The organism is Streptomyces sp. NPDC052109 (assembly GCF_040680195.1).
In the GTDB taxonomy this organism is placed as follows: Bacteria; Actinomycetota; Actinomycetes; order Streptomycetales; family Streptomycetaceae; genus Streptomyces.
The window spans coordinates 1-13,789 of record NZ_JBFAWF010000007.1 but is presented as its reverse complement, the minus strand read 5'-3'; the positions used below and the strand labels follow the sequence as shown (position 1 = coordinate 13,789).

Here is a 13,789-nt window from a genome sequence, read left to right as displayed (position 1 = left end):
CGGTCGACCGGCTGAGCGTGTGGCGCCGCACAACCTACACAGGATTCTTACGGGCGGCGGGTACGCGGCGGCACCGCGACCGCCCACCACCGACGAGGGGGAACAGCAGGTGAGCATGACGGCCTCCGCGCCGGCCGGCGCGACGGGTGGACCGGGCTCCGGAGCCCCTTCCGGGGCGGGCATGGGATTCGGGTTCTGCCGCGTCACCATCGTGGCACCCGACAGCCGTATCGACGTGGCGCTGCCCGACGACGTACCCGTCGCCGACCTGTACCCGGAGATCCTGCGCCTGTCCCAGCAGAGTCCCGCCGAGGGCGCTCCGGTCGGCTACCACCTCGTCCGGCGTGACGGCACCGTCCTCGACGGCGCCCGTTCCTTCACCGCACAGCGCATCCTCGACGGCGAGTTGCTCACCCTGCGCCCGTTCAGCGAGTCGCTGCCGCCCGCCGTCCTCGACGACGTCTCCGAGGCGGTCGCCTCCGCCGTCACCCGCGACCGCACCCTGTGGAGCGGCGACCTCACCCGGGCCGCCGGACTCGTCGCCGGCGGCATCCTGCCCGCGCTGCTCGCGTTCGTGGCCTGGAGCTCCCAGGTCCGCCACGACATGCACAGCCTGCAGGGCATCATCGCGGGCGTCACCGGCATCCTGCTGGTCACCCTCTCCTGCGTACGCGCGCGTGTCTACGACGACCGGGGTTCCGCGGTCGCGCTGGGACTCGGCGCCCTGCCGAACATCGGTGTGGCCGGTTCCGGGCTGCTGCCGCTCGCCCACCAAGAGGGCATCGGACGCCTCCAGTTCCTGCTCGCCTGCGCCGCGGTGCTCGTGGCCGCCCTGGTGCTCACCCTGGTGTCGCCCGGCGGCGACGGCCCCTTCGTGGCGTTCCTGTTCGCCTCCGCCATCGGTCTGGTCACCACCTTCATCGCGACCCTCACCGATCTGAAGCCCATCGAGACGGCCGCCGTCTGTGCCCCGCTGTCCGTGGTGGCGCTGGCCTTCCTGCCGGGCCTGTCCATGCGTTTCGCGCGCCTGCCCATCGGCTTCGAACCGCCCAACCCCTCCCGCGGCGGCTACGACACCGGCGAGCCCGCCCCGCAGGAGCCCGTGGACGCCGAGCGTGTGGCGGCCCAGGCCCGGCGCGGTCACGAACTCCTCGTCGGCCTGGTCGGCGGCTGCGCCCTCGTCGCCGTGGGCGCCTCGATCGTCCTCGGCTTCTCCAGCGACACCTGGGCCCAGCTCCTGGCCCTAGCGACCGGCTTGGCCATGCTGATGCGGGCGCACCTGTTCCGTTACACCGCACAGGTCGGGGCCACCCTGGCCGCGGGTCTGGCGGCGATCGTCTTCCTCGGCGTCGGACTCGCCCTGAACCCGCCCCGCGGCTACTTGATCGACGCCTTCCAGGGCGACACCTCGGCCCTCGACATCCGCAGCATCTGGCTCGCCGCGGCGGTCGGCGCGGCCACGGCCCTGGTCACCGCGATCGGTCTGATCACCCCGCGGCGCGGTGTCACCCCCTTCTGGGGGCGCTTCCTGGAGATCGCCGAGAGCTTCGTCCTGCTCACTCTGATCCCGCTGGCGCTGGCCGTGTTCGACGTGTACGCGCGTGCCCGTGCGATGACCAGCTGAGGGCGGGCACCACCGAAAGAAGGGCGGCACGCACGCGTGCCGCCCTTCCTCACGTTCCGCTCACTGAGCCGCACGTTCCCCGTTGCGCTCCGTGGGCTCCAGATCGAACTCCCCGTCCCGCGCCCCCAGAACGAACGCCCGCCACTCCGCCTCCGTGTAGCGCAGCACGGTGCCGTGGTCCAGGGACGAGCGCATCGCCACCGCCCCGCCGGGCAGGTACGCGATCTCGACCCGCTCCTCGTGCTCCTCCGTACCCGGCGCGCAGTGCCACTCCACGCCGGAGATGTCGAGCGCGTACAGTTCGTCCCGCTCCCGCTCCTTGCGCGCCTTGATCTCCGCTTCGGTCTCCGTCATCGTGCAGCGATCCCTTTCCGGAGGTACGTACGGTCCCGGTGCTCACCCTAGTGGCCGCCGCCGCCCCACCTGGGCGGTTTCCGGACCGGGGTAAAGGTGCCGGACACCTGCTGGTACCCTGTGTGACGGCCGTTTGTGTACGCACCCCCGGAGCTGTCGGCTCTGGTGGCCGCGCCCAGCGGATCCCCGCCTCCCGAGTTACGGAAGCTCCCCCGAGATGAAGACCGGGGGCACTCGGTGGCCACTCACAGACTATGAGGAGTACGCGTGTCGCTCGACGCCGCTACGAAGAAGCAGATCATCGCCGATTTCGGTACCAAGGAGGGTGACACCGGCTCCCCCGAGGTCCAGGTCGCTCTGCTCTCCCGTCGGATCTCCGACCTGACGGAGCACCTCAAGACCCACAAGCACGACCACCACTCCCGTCGTGGCCTGCTGATCCTGGTCGGTCAGCGCCGCCGCCTTCTGCAGTACCTGGCGAAGAAGGACATCCAGCGCTTCCGTGCGCTGGTCGACCGCCTCGGCATCCGCCGTGGTGCGGCCGGCGCCAAGTAAGACGCCGTGAAGGGAGCGGTTCCCGGTAGCAGCCGGGGATCGCTCCCTTCGTCGTACATGCGGAAACGTGCGGAGTGTCACTGACGCTTTGTAGTGTGGTAGCACAACGCAGTACGTACGACACAGCACGACAACGAACAGCGAGAAGCGCACCTCGCCGCCGCCGGTCCTCGGTAGTGGCCCCCGGGGGAAGCGAGCCCCGGGTGCTTCGATCGAAGACCGGCCCGCACCAGACGGCGCGCTTCTCCACCACCGTCCCCCTGCCACACGGGCAGCCAAGGGACGAAAGACGATATGTAACGGAGAAAACGCTAGTGGAGAACGAGACCCACTACGCCGAGGCCGTCATCGACAACGGCGCCTTCGGCACCCGCACGATCCGCTTCGAGACGGGCCGCCTGGCCAAGCAGGCCGCCGGTTCCGCCGTGGCGTACCTGGACGACGACACCATGGTGCTGTCGGCCACCACCGCCTCCAAGAGCCCCAAGGACCAGCTCGACTTCTTCCCGCTCACGGTGGACGTCGAGGAGCGGATGTACGCCGCCGGCAAGATCCCCGGCAGCTTCTTCCGCCGCGAGGGCCGCCCCTCCGAGGACGCGATCCTCACCTGCCGCCTGATCGACCGCCCGCTGCGCCCGTCCTTCAAGAAGGGCCTGCGCAACGAGATCCAGGTCGTCTGCACGGTCATGGCGCTCAACCCCGACCACCTGTACGACGTCGTGGCGATCAACGCCGCGTCCGCGTCCACGCAGCTGGCCGGCCTGCCCTTCTCCGGCCCGATCGGCGGCGTCCGCGTCGCGCTGATCCGCGGCCAGTGGGTCGCCTTCCCGACGCACACCGAGCTCGAGGACGCCGTCTTCGACATGGTCGTCGCCGGTCGCGTCCTGGAGGACGGCGACGTCGCGATCATGATGGTCGAGGCCGAGGCCACCGAGAAGACCATCAAGCTGGTCGAGGGCGGCTCCGAGGCGCCGACCGAGGAGGTCGTCGCCGCCGGTCTGGAGGCCGCCAAGCCCTTCATCAAGGTGCTGTGCCGCGCCCAGTCCGACCTCGCCGCCAAGGCCGCCAAGCCCACCGGCGAGTTCCCGATCTTCCTGGACTACCAGGACGACGTCCTCGAGGCCCTGACCGCCGCGGTCAAGCCCGAGCTCGCCCAGGCCCTCACCATCGCCGGCAAGCAGGAGCGCGAGGCCGAGCTGGACCGCGTCAAGGGTCTCGCCGCCGAGAAGCTCCTGCCGGAGTTCGAGGGCCGCGAGAAGGAGATCTCCGCGGCGTACCGCTCGCTGACCAAGACCCTGGTCCGTGAGCGCGTCATCAAGGAGAAGAAGCGCATCGACGGCCGTGGCGTGACGGACATCCGTACGCTCGCCGCCGAGGTCGAGGCCATCCCGCGGGTGCACGGCTCCGCGCTGTTCGAGCGTGGCGAGACCCAGATCCTGGGCGTCACCACCCTCAACATGCTCCGCATGGAGCAGCAGCTGGACACCCTCTCCCCGGTGACCCGCAAGCGCTACATGCACAACTACAACTTCCCGCCGTACTCCACCGGTGAGACCGGCCGCGTCGGCTCCCCCAAGCGCCGCGAGATCGGCCACGGCGCCCTCGCCGAGCGCGCGCTCGTGCCGGTGCTGCCCACGCGCGAGGAGTTCCCCTACGCGATCCGCCAGGTGTCCGAGGCCCTCGGCTCCAACGGCTCGACGTCCATGGGCTCGGTCTGTGCCTCCACCATGTCGCTGCTGAACGCCGGTGTGCCGCTGCGGGCCCCGGTCGCCGGTATCGCCATGGGTCTGATCTCCCAGGAGATCGACGGCGAGACGCACTACGTCACCCTCACCGACATCCTCGGTGCCGAGGACGCCTTCGGCGACATGGACTTCAAGGTCGCCGGCACGAAGGACTTCGTGACCGCCCTCCAGCTCGACACCAAGCTGGACGGCATCCCGGCCTCCGTCCTGGCCGCGGCCCTCAAGCAGGCCCGTGACGCCCGCCTGCACATCCTCGACGTGATGATGGAGGCCATCGACCGGCCCGACGAGATGTCCCCGCACGCCCCGCGGATCATCACCGTCAAGATCCCGGTCGACAAGATCGGCGAGGTCATCGGCCCCAAGGGCAAGATGATCAACCAGATCCAGGAGGACACGGGCGCCGAGATCACCATCGAGGACGACGGCACGATCTACATCGGCGCCGCCGACGGCCCCTCCGCCGAGGCCGCCCGCGCCACGATCAACGGCATCGCCAACCCGACGATGCCCGAGGTCGGCGAGCGCTACCTCGGTACGGTCGTCAAGACGACCACCTTCGGCGCGTTCGTCTCCCTGCTGCCCGGCAAGGACGGTCTGCTGCACATCTCGCAGATCCGCAAGCTCGCCGGCGGCAAGCGCGTGGAGAACGTCGAGGACGTCCTCGGCGTGGGCCATAAGGTCCAGGTCGAGATCGCCGAGATCGACTCCCGCGGCAAGCTCTCCCTCGTCCCCGTGATCGAGGGCGAGGAAGAAGGCTCCTCCGACGAGGCGAAGGACGACGCCGAGCAGTGACGTCCCGTAGCTCCAAGGTGACGGCCCGCCCCTCTTCGGAGGCGCGGGCCGTCGCCCGTACCCAAACCCTCATCAAGGGCCAGAACGGCATCGGCACGGTCCGCAAGACCACCCTCCCGGGCGGCCTGCGCATCGTCACCGAGACCCTGCCCTCGGTCCGCTCCGCGACCTTCGGCATCTGGGCGCACGTCGGCTCCCGTGACGAGACCCCGGCCCTGAACGGTGCCACGCACTACCTGGAGCACCTGCTCTTCAAGGGCACGCCGACGCGCAGCGCACTGGACATCTCCGCCGCCCTCGACGCCGTCGGCGGCGAGATGAACGCCTTCACGGCGAAGGAGTACACGTGCTACTACGCGCGCGTGCTCGACACCGACCTGCCGCTCGCCATCGACGTCGTCTGCGACATGCTGACCGGCTCGCTGATCCTCGAGGAGGACGTCGACGTCGAGCGCGGCGCGATCCTCGAAGAGATCGCGATGACCGAGGACGACCCGGGCGACTGTGTGCACGACCTGTTCGCGCACACCATGTTCGGTGACAACGCCCTCGGCCGCCCCGTCCTCGGCACGGTCGACACGGTCAACGCCCTCACCGCCGATCGCATCCGCCGCTTCTACAAGAAGCACTACGACCCCACCCACCTGGTGGTCGCCTGCGCCGGCAACATCGACCACAACAAGGTCGTACGGCAGGTCCGCGCGGCCTTCGAGAAGGCCGGCGCCTTCAGGAACGGGGACGCGCAACCCATCGCCCCGCGCGACGGCAGCCGCACGATCCGCACCTCCGGCAAGGTCGAGCTGCTGGGCCGCAAGACCGAGCAGGCACACGTCGTCCTCGGCATGCCGGGTCTCGCCCGCACCGACGACCGCCGCTGGGCCATGGGCGTGCTCAACACCGCCCTCGGCGGCGGCATGTCCTCCCGCCTCTTCCAGGAGGTCCGCGAGAAGCGCGGCCTGGCCTACAGCGTGTACTCGTACACCTCGGGCTTCGCCGACTGCGGCCTGTTCGGGGTGTACGCCGGCTGCCGGCCGAGTCAGGTGCACGACGTGCTGCGGATCTGCCGCGACGAGCTCGACCACGTGGCGGACAACGGCCTCAGCGACGACGAGATCGCCCGCGCGATCGGTCAGCTCCAGGGCTCCACGGTCCTCGGCCTGGAGGACACCGGCGCGCTGATGAACCGCATCGGCAAGAGCGAGCTGTGCTGGGGCGAGCAGATGTCCGTCGACGACATGCTGGACCGGATAGCGGCGGTCACCCCGGACGAGGTCCGCTCGGTCGCCCGCGACATCCTGGGACAGCGCCCGTCGCTGTCGGTCATCGGCCCGCTGAAGGACAAGCAGGCCGCGCGGCTGCACGACGCCGTCGCCTAATCACTCCCGTAAGGAAGCACAAGAGATGAGCAAGCTGCGCGTGGCGGTCCTCGGCGCCAAGGGCCGGATCGGGTCCGAGGCGGTCAGAGCGGTCGACGCCGCCGAGGACATGGAGCTGGTCGCCGCCCTCGGCCGGGGCGACACGCTGGAGGCGCTGACGGCGGCCGGCGCCCAGGTCGCAGTGGAGCTGACCACGCCCGACTCCGTCATGGACAACCTCGACTTCTGCGTGCGCCACGGCATCCACGCGGTCGTCGGCACGACGGGCTGGACCGAGGCACGCCTCGCGCAGTTGAGGGGCTGGCTGGACCAGTCCCCGAAGACCGGTGTGCTCATCGCGCCGAACTTCTCCATCGGCGCCGTGCTGACGATGAAGTTCGCGCAGATCGCCGCGCCGTACTTCGAGTCGGTCGAGGTCGTCGAGCTGCACCACCCGAACAAGGTGGACGCCCCGAGCGGTACGGCCACGCGCACGGCTCAGCTCATCGCCGAGGCTCGCCGGGCGGCCGGGACGGCTCCGGCGCCGGACGCCACGGCCACCGCGCTGGAGGGAGCCCGCGGCGCGAACGTCGACGGGGTCCCGGTGCACGCCGTCCGCCTGCGGGGCCTCCTGGCCCACCAGGAGGTGCTGCTCGGCGGCGAGGGCGAGACCCTGACGATCCGTCATGACTCCCTGCACCACAGCAGCTTCATGCCGGGCATCCTGCTCGGCGCCCGCCGCGTGGTGACCACTCCGGGCCTGACCTTCGGCCTGGAGCATTTCCTGGACCTGAGCTGAGACCGGCTCCCCGATGCGCGCGAAGATCACCTACCTCGTCACGGCCGCCGTCCTGGTCTTCTACTTCGTCCTGGTCGGCAGCCGCGGCGTGATGCTCATCCAGTCCGGCACGGTCCTCACCGTCACCTTCGGTGTGGCGGTGCTGATCCTGCCGGTCATCGGGCTGTGGTTCCTCTGGAAGAACACCCAGTTCGTCCGGAAGGCCAACGCCCTCGCCGCCGAACTCGACGCCGAGGGCGGACTGCCCGTGGACGAGCTGAAGCGCCTGCCCAGCGGCCGGATCGACCGCGACTCGGCCGACGAGGTCTTCGCCAAGCGCAAGGCCGAGACCGAGGCGTCCCCCGACGACTGGCGCTGCTGGTTCCGCCTCGCCGTCGCCTACCACGACGCCCGCGACACCCCGCGCGCCCGCAAGGCGATGCAAACGGCCATCGCCCTGCACGACGGAAAACCGGCCGGGGCCTGAGCAGGTCGGGCGAGGTCGGCTGCGGTGCGCCCGCGACCCGAGGGGCGCGGGGGAACCGGCCGGCCTGCCACGACGGTGCCGCAGACGATCGACGGCATATCACGCCCCTTCCAGCGAAGCGCTCAGGCCGCGGTGCTCACCGCCCGGGAATGCTGCCCCCGCCGTCCACGCCGAGCTGCTGCCCGGTGACGAACCCGGCGTCCTCGCTCAGCAGGAACGCGATCGCCGCGGCCACCTCCTCCGGGCGGCCGAGGCGTCCCGCGGGCACCGAGCGCAGCACCCTGGCCTCTTCCGCACCACCCACGGGGTGCGAGGCGCGGAAGAGATCGGTCTCCACCGGACCGGGAGCCACCGCGTTGACCGTCACCCCGTCCGCCGCCAGCTCCAGCGCCCAGGTCCGGGTCAGGCCCACCAGCGCGCTCTTGGCCGCCGCGTAGCTGCTGCGCCGGCGCGCTCCGTGCACCGAGCGGCTCGTCACATTGACGATCCGGCCCCAGCCGCGCTCCCGCATCCCGCCGACGCAGGCCTGGGTGACCTGTACGGCGGCGCGCACGTTCAGGTCGTACACGGCCTGCAGGGAGCCGAGGGTGATCTCGCCCAGCGGTTCCGGCACGGCGATGCCGACGTTGTTGACGACCGCGTCCACGCGCTCCCCACGCGTCACGGTCTCCATCAACTCGCGGGTTGCTTCGGCGTCGGCGAGGTCGCAGGGGTGCAGCACTCCCGGGAAACCGCCGTCCGGGGCGCTGCGGGCGACTCCCAGCACCCGGTGTCCCCGGGTGGCGAGTCGGTGTGCGGTGGCCAGGCCGATCCCCCTCGACGCTCCGGTGATCAGCACGGTACGTCCGGACAACAGCGGTCTCCCTTCCCTGCGCGTGAACACCCCCAGCCGATCCTCGCACCGGTCCGCCGTGCCGTGCCCGGTATGCGGAAGGGGCCGTCCGTGACAGCGGGGAGCGGCCCCTCCGGGTGCGTCCGGGGTCAGCGGTTGCGGTTCTCCGCGGCCCAGGCCTCCACCGTGTCCGCGGCGCGGTCGAACGCGGCCGGGCGCCCCAGGAAGTCCAGCGTGTGCGTGGTCAGCAGCGGCGACGTGTCCTCGGCCGGCCGGTCCTTGCGCACGAGCGTCAGAGCCTGCCCCTGCACGGTCCGCGGCAGGCCCAGCCACCGCACCGGCTGCTGCACCGTCCGCACGGAGACCACCTGGGCCCACGGCACCGTACGCGTCACCAGGAAGCCGACATGGCGCAGTCCGCGCCCGCTCACCCACACGCCGATGCGCAGCAGCCGCAGCGCGCCGACGATGACCACGAGCGCCGCGATCAGGACCGCCCCTGCGGAGGACACCGAGTCGGTCAGGGCGATGGCCACCGCGGCGAACAGCACGAACGAGGCGAGCAGCAGCACCAGCGCCGCCACGCCCACACGCCAGGGGCCGGGTCGATAGGGGCGCCGCCAGCGCTCCCTGTCGTCGTACGGCAGCGCGTTCTCGGAAGCGGCCTCGAACGTGCGGTCGGCCGTCAGGAAGGACAAGGGCACGGCGGGTCCTCACTCGATCCTCGCGTGGGCTGTGCCCGGTGAGGCTATCCGCCGGTGTTCCCGCTCACCACCCTGGGGCGACCGGAAGAGTCAGTGCCCCTGCGCGGCCTGGGAGTGCTGGGTCGGCGTACTGGACGGTGTGGACAGCGCCGGCATACCGAGGATCAGGGCTCCCACCAGCCCGGCGACGAGCGTGAGTCCCAGCAGCCAGCGCCCGGCTATCTCACCGGCCGACGCCCGCGGACGGGGCGGGGGAGCGACATTGCTGCGGAACCTGTCAGCCTCGGCCAGGAAGGCGAAGGGTACGGGCTCGCGCCGACGGAACATCGGAGGTACGTCTCCTTTCGGGATGGAACGTTTTCGGGTCGAACGAGCAGACCTCACCCGTACAGACGCCCGAGTGGCACAAAAGGTGCCCATGTCGGAAAAAATCCGTGGTGGGATTTTTGAGGCGAGGTACTGCCGTGGCCCGGGCGGGTGCCCCGTAAGGTGGGCGCGAACCACAGCTGTGATGGGAAGGACCCCAACCCCCGTGACCACCCCCGAGTCGCTCACGTTCCGCAGCGACGTCACCGTCGAGCTGGTGAAGTCCAGCGCTTCGGACGCCGACGTCCTCTTCGCCGCACGGGTCTCCACCGCCGGCGAGCAGTCCCTGGACGAGCTGAAGAAGGACCCCGAGCGCTCCAAGGGCCTGATCAACTACCTCATGCGCGACCGGCACGGCAGCCCGTTCGAGCACAACTCGATGACCTTCTTCATCAGCGCCCCGATCTTCGTCTTCCGCGAGTTCATGCGGCACCGCGTCGGCTGGTCGTACAACGAGGAGTCCGGCCGCTACCGGGAGCTCGAGCCGGTCTTCTACGTTCCCGGCGCCGATCGCAAGCTCGTGCAGGAGGGCCGCCCCGGCAAGTACGTCTTCGTCGAGGGCACCCCGGCCCAGCATGAGGCGGTCAGCAGCACCCTGCGGGAGTCGTACGAGCAGGCCTACGCGGCCTACCAGAAGATGCTGGCCGAGGGCGTCGCCCGCGAGGTCGCCCGTGCGGCCCTCCCCGTCGGCCTCTACTCCTCGATGTACGCCACCTGCAACGCCCGCTCCCTGATGCACTTCCTCGGTCTGCGCACCCAGCACGAGCTGGCCAAGGTGCCGTCCTTCCCGCAGCGGGAGATCGAGATGGTCGGAGAGAAGATGGAGGCGGAGTGGGCCCAGCACATGCCGCTGACGTATGCCGCCTTCAATGCGAACGGGCGTGTGGCCCCGTAGCGAAGCCTTGTTCCCCTGCCAGGAACGGATGTACGGATCAGCCTCGCGAAGTGTCCGTATTGCGGCATTTAGAGAAGTTCATCTAGCCTGATCAAACGGACCCGGCACTGCTTGAACCCCCGAGCAGGCAGTGCCGGGCTCCGCATTTGTCCTGACTTTCCCGATACCCCACGGGCAGACCACGCATGGAGCACCGAGTAGCGTGTTACCCATGGCTCCGACCTCGACTCCGCAGACCCCCTTCGGGCGGGTCCTCACCGCCATGGTCACGCCCTTCACGGCGGACGGCGCACTCGACCTCGACGGCGCGCAGCGGCTCGCCGCCCACCTGGTGGACGCAGGCAACGACGGCCTGATCGTCAACGGCACCACCGGCGAGTCCCCCACCACCAGCGACGCGGAGAAATCGGACCTCGTACGAGCCGTACTGGAGGCGGTCGGTGACCGTGCCCACGTCGTCGCGGGCGTCGGCACCAACGACACCCACCACAGCATCGAGCTGGCCCGCGAGGCCGAGCGCATCGGCGCCCACGGCCTGCTCGTGGTGACGCCGTACTACAACAAGCCCCCGCAGGAGGGCCTGTACCGGCACTTCACGGCCGTCGCCGACGCCACCGGCCTGCCGGTCATGCTCTACGACATCCCCGGCCGCAGCGGCGTCCCGATCAACACCGAGACCCTCGTGCGGCTCGCCGAGCACCCCCGGATCGTCGCCAACAAGGACGCCAAGGGCGACCTCGGCCGCGCCGGCTGGGCCATCGCCCAGTCCGGTCTCGCCTGGTACTCCGGCGACGACATGCTGAACCTCCCGCTGCTCTCCGTGGGCGCGGTCGGCTTCGTCTCCGTCGTCGGCCACCTCGTCACCCCGGACCTGCGCGCCCTCGTCGACGCCTACGTCTCCGGCGACGTCGTCAAGGCCACCGAGATCCACCAGAAGCTCCTCCCGGTCTACACCGGCATGTTCCGCACCCAGGGCGTCATGACCACCAAGGCCGCGCTCGCGCTCCAGGGCCTGCCCGCAGGCCCGCTGCGTTCGCCCATGGTCGAGTGCTCGCCCGAGGAGATTGCACAGCTCAAGATCGATCTTGCTGCCGGCGGGGTACAGCTCTGACAACAGACTTGGCACCACACGGGCTTCACAACTGAAGAACAAGAGAAGAGTCGGGCCACCGGTGCCCGCATCCCACAACGACAACTGCTTCTGCACGAACGTCATGCGCGCCACGTGCCCGACCGGTACGTGGCGTGCGTGGTGAGGAGAGTCTTTTGAGTCATCCGCATCCTGAACTCGGCCCGCCCCCGCCGCTCCCCGAGGGTGGCCTGCGGGTCACCCCGCTCGGCGGTCTCGGTGAGATCGGCCGAAACATGACGGTCTTCGAGTACGGTGGCCGCCTGCTGATCGTCGACTGCGGAGTGCTCTTCCCCGAGGAGGAGCAGCCCGGAATCGACCTGATCCTGCCGGACTTCTCGTCCATCCGGGACCGCCTCGACGACATCGAGGGCATCGTCCTCACCCATGGTCACGAGGACCACATCGGCGGGGTCCCGTTCCTGCTCCGCGAGAAGCCGGACATCCCGCTGATCGGCTCCAAGCTGACCCTCGCACTGATCGAGGCCAAGCTCCAGGAGCACCGGATCCGCCCCTACACCCTCGAGGTGGCCGAGGGGAACCGCGAGCGCATCGGCCCCTTCGACTGCGAGTTCATCGCCGTCAACCACTCCATCCCGGACGCCCTGGCCGTCGCCATCCGCACCCCCGCCGGCATGGCGGTGCACACCGGCGACTTCAAGATGGACCAGCTTCCGCTGGACAACCGCCTCACCGACCTGCACGCCTTCGCCCGGCTGAGCGAGGAGGGCATCGACCTCCTGCTCACCGACTCCACGAACGCCGAGGTCCCGGGCTTCACGCCGCACGAGCGCGACATCTCCAACGTCCTGCGTCAGGTCTTCGCGAGCGCCCGCAAGCGGATCATCGTGGCGAGCTTCGCCAGCCACGTCCACCGCATCCAGCAGATCCTGGACGCGGCCCACGAGTACGGCCGCAAGGTCGCCTTCGTCGGCCGCTCCATGGTCCGCAACATGGGCATCGCCAGGGATCTCGGCTACCTGAAGGTCCCGCCGGGCCTGGTCGTCGACGTCAAGACTCTGGACGATCTGCCCGACGACAAGGTCGTCCTGGTCTGCACGGGCTCCCAGGGCGAGCCGATGGCGGCGCTGTCCCGCATGGCCAACCGCGACCACCAGATCCGGATCGTCGACGGCGACACGGTGATCCTGGCGTCCTCTCTCATCCCGGGCAACGAGAACGCGGTCTACCGCGTGATCAACGGCCTGACCCGCTGGGGCGCCAACGTCGTCCACAAGGGCAACGCCAAGGTGCATGTTTCCGGCCACGCGTCCGCGGGCGAGCTGCTGTACTTCTACAACATCTGCCGCCCGAAGAACCTGATGCCGGTCCACGGCGAATGGCGCCACCTGCGCGCCAACGCCGAGTTGGGAGCCCTTACGGGCGTCCCGCACGACCGGATCGTCATCGCCGAGGACGGCGTGGTGGTCGACCTGGTCGAGGGCAAGGCCAAGATCTCCGGCAAGGTCCAGGCCGGTTACGTCTACGTCGACGGCCTCTCCGTCGGCGATGTCGGCGAGCCGGCCCTGAAGGACCGCAAGATCCTGGGCGACGAGGGCATCATCTCGGTCTTCGTGGTCGTGGACTCGTCCACCGGCAAGATCACCGGCGGTCCGCACGTCCAGGCGCGCGGCTCCGGCATCGAGGACTCGGCCTTCGCCGACGTCGTCCCGAGGATCACGGAGGTGCTGGAGCGGTCCGCCCAGGACGGCGTCGTGGAGCCGCACCAGCTCCAGCAACTCATCCGCCGCACCCTCGGCAAGTGGGTGTCGGACACCTATCGCCGCAGGCCGATGATCCTCCCTGTGGTCGTGGAGGTCTGACACCTCGTCGGTGGATGACCCGAGTGGGGCACCTCGATTTGCATCGAGGCGCCCCGCTCCAGTACGTTTACGGCTCTGCCCGCCCGGGAACCCCAGCACTTCATGCGCTGGACACACGTGCCCGGAGCGGGTGGGAAAACCGACTCAGAACCTCTGATAAAGTCGGAACCGCCGGAAAGGAAACCGCGAGAGAAACGCGGGGGCCTGGAAAGCACCGAGGAAATCGGATCGAGAAAAGATCTGATAGAGTCGGAAACACCGAAGGGAAGCGCCCGGAGGAAAGCCCGAGAGGGTGAGTACGAAGGAAGCGACCGTTCCTTGAGAACTCAACAGCGTGCCAAAAATCA

13 protein-coding genes are annotated in these 13,789 nt (G+C 69.6%); 9 read left to right on the top strand and 4 right to left on the bottom strand.

Translation table 11 applies throughout. The annotated features are described in order from the left end of the window. Nucleotides 1-115: 115 nt before the first annotated feature. Nucleotides 116-1,624, top strand: a complete 1,509-nt coding sequence (gene eccD, locus AB0L59_RS16555; protein WP_365584361.1) for a type VII secretion integral membrane protein EccD — start codon at nt 116-118, stop codon at nt 1,622-1,624. Nucleotides 1,625-1,684: 60 nt separating this feature from the next. On the opposite strand, the gene AB0L59_RS16550 is transcribed toward eccD, so the two are convergent. After that, nucleotides 1,685-1,978, bottom strand: a complete 294-nt coding sequence (locus AB0L59_RS16550) for a DUF397 domain-containing protein (RefSeq protein WP_365583636.1) — start codon at nt 1,976-1,978, stop codon at nt 1,685-1,687. A gap of 267 nt (nt 1,979-2,245) precedes the next feature. Here AB0L59_RS16550 and rpsO point away from each other — a divergent pair, with 267 nt between their 5' ends. From rpsO to AB0L59_RS16525, 5 genes are all read left to right on the top strand, one after another. Further along, complete coding sequence (rpsO, locus tag AB0L59_RS16545; RefSeq protein WP_365583633.1) at nt 2,246-2,533, top strand: 30S ribosomal protein S15; 288 nt, start codon at nt 2,246-2,248, stop codon at nt 2,531-2,533. A 314-nt stretch (nt 2,534-2,847) separates the two neighbouring features. Beyond that, nucleotides 2,848-5,073, top strand: a complete 2,226-nt coding sequence (locus tag AB0L59_RS16540; RefSeq protein ID WP_365583630.1) for a polyribonucleotide nucleotidyltransferase — start codon at nt 2,848-2,850, stop codon at nt 5,071-5,073. Further along, nucleotides 5,070-6,449 carry a pitrilysin family protein gene (locus tag AB0L59_RS16535; RefSeq protein ID WP_365583627.1) on the top strand — a complete coding sequence of 460 codons (1,380 nt, stop codon included), beginning with the start codon at nt 5,070-5,072 and terminating at the stop codon, nt 6,447-6,449. The genes AB0L59_RS16540 and AB0L59_RS16535 overlap by 4 nt, the downstream gene beginning before the upstream one ends. A gap of 25 nt (nt 6,450-6,474) precedes the next feature. After that, a complete protein-coding gene (gene dapB, locus AB0L59_RS16530) occupies nt 6,475-7,227 on the top strand; it encodes a 4-hydroxy-tetrahydrodipicolinate reductase (protein ID WP_365583624.1) in 753 nt (250 codons plus the stop codon). A gap of 13 nt (nt 7,228-7,240) precedes the next feature. After that, nucleotides 7,241-7,693, top strand: coding sequence for a hypothetical protein (locus AB0L59_RS16525; RefSeq protein ID WP_365583622.1), 453 nt, complete (start codon nt 7,241-7,243; stop codon nt 7,691-7,693). A gap of 136 nt (nt 7,694-7,829) precedes the next feature. Here the strand turns inward: AB0L59_RS16525 and AB0L59_RS16520 are convergent, their stop codons facing one another. The 3 genes from AB0L59_RS16520 to AB0L59_RS16510 form a co-directional block, all read right to left on the bottom strand. Continuing rightward, nucleotides 7,830-8,546, bottom strand: coding sequence for an SDR family oxidoreductase (locus tag AB0L59_RS16520; protein ID WP_365583621.1), 717 nt, complete (start codon nt 8,544-8,546; stop codon nt 7,830-7,832). Nucleotides 8,547-8,674: 128 nt separating this feature from the next. Next, nucleotides 8,675-9,229: a phage holin family protein gene (locus tag AB0L59_RS16515; protein ID WP_365583617.1), complete on the bottom strand. Its 555-nt coding sequence runs from the start codon at nt 9,227-9,229 to the stop codon at nt 8,675-8,677. Between the two features lie 90 nt (nt 9,230-9,319). Next, nucleotides 9,320-9,556, bottom strand: coding sequence for a hypothetical protein (locus tag AB0L59_RS16510; RefSeq protein WP_365583614.1), 237 nt, complete (start codon nt 9,554-9,556; stop codon nt 9,320-9,322). Nucleotides 9,557-9,740: 184 nt separating this feature from the next. Between AB0L59_RS16510 and thyX the strand changes: the two genes are divergently transcribed. The 3 genes from thyX to AB0L59_RS16495 all read left to right on the top strand — a co-directional run bounded on the left by thyX (nt 9,741) and on the right by AB0L59_RS16495 (nt 13,442). Beyond that, on the top strand, nt 9,741-10,490 hold the full coding sequence (gene thyX, locus AB0L59_RS16505) for an FAD-dependent thymidylate synthase (protein ID WP_365583611.1): 750 nt from the start codon (nt 9,741-9,743) through the stop codon (nt 10,488-10,490). 211 nt (nt 10,491-10,701) lie between these two features. Then, nucleotides 10,702-11,601, top strand: coding sequence for a 4-hydroxy-tetrahydrodipicolinate synthase (gene dapA, locus AB0L59_RS16500; protein ID WP_365583609.1), 900 nt, complete (start codon nt 10,702-10,704; stop codon nt 11,599-11,601). A 155-nt stretch (nt 11,602-11,756) separates the two neighbouring features. Further along, a complete protein-coding gene (locus tag AB0L59_RS16495; protein ID WP_365583606.1) occupies nt 11,757-13,442 on the top strand; it encodes a ribonuclease J in 1,686 nt (561 codons plus the stop codon). Nucleotides 13,443-13,789: the final 347 nt, after the last annotated feature.